The organism is Nonomuraea sp. NPDC003201 (assembly GCF_053590415.1).
Window position 1 is genome coordinate 1 of the sequence record NZ_JBSFTC010000742.1, and the last position, 1394, is coordinate 1394.

Sequence of the window (1394 nt, forward strand, 5' to 3'; positions counted from 1 at the left end):
GGTAGGCGTCGCGATCGCGCAGGATGTCAGCGGGGAAGGTGAGGACGGCGTCGCCGGCCTCGGGCAGCCCCGCGTTCTGCATGATCACGACCAGGCGGAGGCCGTCCTCGTTGACCAGGCGATGGATCGTTCCCGGCGAGAACCACAACACCGTGCCCGCTTCGAGCCGGTCCCGGGCGAAGCCCGCGGCGCTGAGGGTGTGCACCTCCCCGCGGCCCCCGGTCACGACGTAGGCCTCCGTCGAGACGGTGTGCAGGTGCGGGGTGCCGCCATGGACGCCGTCGGCGCATTCCCAGTCGTAGACCGCCAGGTCGCTGATCGACGTGCCGCCGGGGAACAGTGGGGTCACAGTGCGAACTCCGCGCCGAGCTCGTCCAGCTCGGCCCGGTCGCACATGTGGTCGATGAAGACGTAGCGGTGCGTCAGTTCGAGAGTGTCGCCGTCGGCCAGCGCGATCTCCTCGTCGAAGGAGGGGGAGGGGCTGATCACCGCGAACGCCTCCTTGCGGACGAACCACTTGATCGGCACCGACGCGCTGGAGTGACCGGCGACGGCCAGCACGGTGCCGCCGCCGTCGATCTCGTCGTGCTGCCCGACCATGGCCAGCCACGGGGCCTCGGCGCCCATCATCTCCTCCCCGCCCTTCCCGCCGGCGCCGATGATCGTCCCGCCGGTCCAGGACCGGGGGCCGCGCCAGAAGAAGCCCGCGTATCCGGCCAGCGGACGGCCGTGCGTGGTGGGGCTGCCGAACTCGAGAGTGGCGCCGCGGACGTTGAGCAGCTTCGTCGAGAAGTCCAGCGCCCAGATGCCGCGTTCGGCGTCCACGCCGTGGAAGACCTGGCGGCGCTGTTCGGTGATCCAGTGCTCGCCCGCCGACGAGACCCAGTGCAGGGTCTCGTCGATCGTCACCCGCTCTCCGTCGGCGGCGACGCCGGGGAAGTCGATGTGGTTCATGTGGCCGAGGTTGTCGCGCCAGTGGTAGTTCTTCTCCACCGAGAACGTGGGGCCGCCCCAGAAGTTCTGCCCGGACAGGTGGGCCCAGGTCATCTGCAGGCCCTTGTGCCAGCGGTGGTCCCACGGGCGGTAGACCGACATGGGCGCGCCGGACAGGCTGCGGATCGGGTGAATGTAAGGCTTGGGCGCCTCGGCGTCGGGCGCGTCCGGCCGGTAGACGTACTGCGCGATGTCCACGTCGCCGGCGGTGACGATCAGGGAGCTGTCCTCGTCGCGGACGCTGAGCTTGGTTTCAGGCATGGTCGGACTCCTGGTGCTGGAGGCGGCTGAGGGCGGTCGGCAGGTCGCCGCCGTTGAGCGAGTGGTAGAAGGGGTTCGTCTCGTCGAGCTCGGCCCGGGTGACGGGACGGCCCGTGATGGCCGACTGGTACATGGCCGTG

Annotated in this window: 2 protein-coding genes; both read right to left on the minus strand. The window is 70.1% G+C overall.

Translation table 11 applies throughout. The features are described from left to right. Window positions 1-349 (minus strand): cupin domain-containing protein (locus ACWDX9_RS63315; RefSeq protein ID WP_449973453.1); only part of this gene is annotated, 349 nt, incomplete at its 3' end. Then, window positions 346-1254, minus strand: a complete 909-nt coding sequence (locus ACWDX9_RS63320) for a DUF6807 domain-containing protein (protein ID WP_449973454.1) — start codon at window positions 1252-1254, stop codon at window positions 346-348. The genes ACWDX9_RS63320 and ACWDX9_RS63315, both read right to left, overlap by 4 nt. Between the last annotated feature and the right edge of the window lie 140 nt (window positions 1255-1394).

Coding starts and splice junctions, on each gene's coding strand:
- ACWDX9_RS63320 (WP_449973454.1), bottom strand. CDS start 1,254: ATGCCTGAAACCAAGCTCAGCGTCCGCGACGAGGACAGCTCCCTGATC.